Raw genomic sequence first — 605 nt, forward strand, 5'->3', positions numbered from 1 at the left:
GCCGGGGGGCAAGGGGGGCGGGGGCACCTCGGGGGCCGGGTACACCAGCACCTGGGCGGCGGGGCGCCAGTAGGTCCAGACACGGAAGGTGCCCAGGGGAAAGCGTGTCTCGGCCATCAGGGTGGGGACACGGTGCAGGCCGCGGCGCGCCGGGCGGAATGCCACCTGCACGCTGGCGCTGCCTTGCGCGGGCACGTCGGTGACCGCCCAGTCGTGCTGGGTGCCGTGGCCGTGCACCGACAGGGCGATGCCGTGGCGTGGGGTGTTCCGGTCGCTGAAAAGCTGCACGTCGAAGGCGGTGCGGCCGCCCAGGAAGTGGGGATCGGGTGCCTTGAGCCGCAGGGTGAGCCCGCGCAGCGTGGCGTGGCACAGGTGCATGCCCGCCACCGCGCTGCCCGCCAGCAGGAAGGTCAGCAGGTAGCCCAGGTTGAGCTGGTAGTTGATCGAGGCCACCAACAGCACCAGCAGCGTGAAGGCCAGCATCCAGCCCGCACCGGTGGGCAGGATGTACACGTTGCGCTGTGTGAGCGTGAGGGTGTCGGCCAGCGGCAGGCGTGCCTCCCACCAGCGCTGAAAGCGCGCGCGCACCAAAGCTTGCGGGCTGG

The 605-nt window shown here is 71.7% G+C and carries 1 pseudogene; it reads right to left on the reverse strand.

From position 1 onward, the window contains the following. A pseudogene (locus ACDELDRAFT_RS23400) lies at window positions 1-605 on the reverse strand (DUF58 domain-containing protein); the annotation flags it as partial.

The organism is Acidovorax delafieldii 2AN, from assembly GCF_000175235.1.
GTDB classification, from domain to species: domain Bacteria; phylum Pseudomonadota; class Gammaproteobacteria; order Burkholderiales; family Burkholderiaceae_C; genus Acidovorax; species Acidovorax delafieldii_B.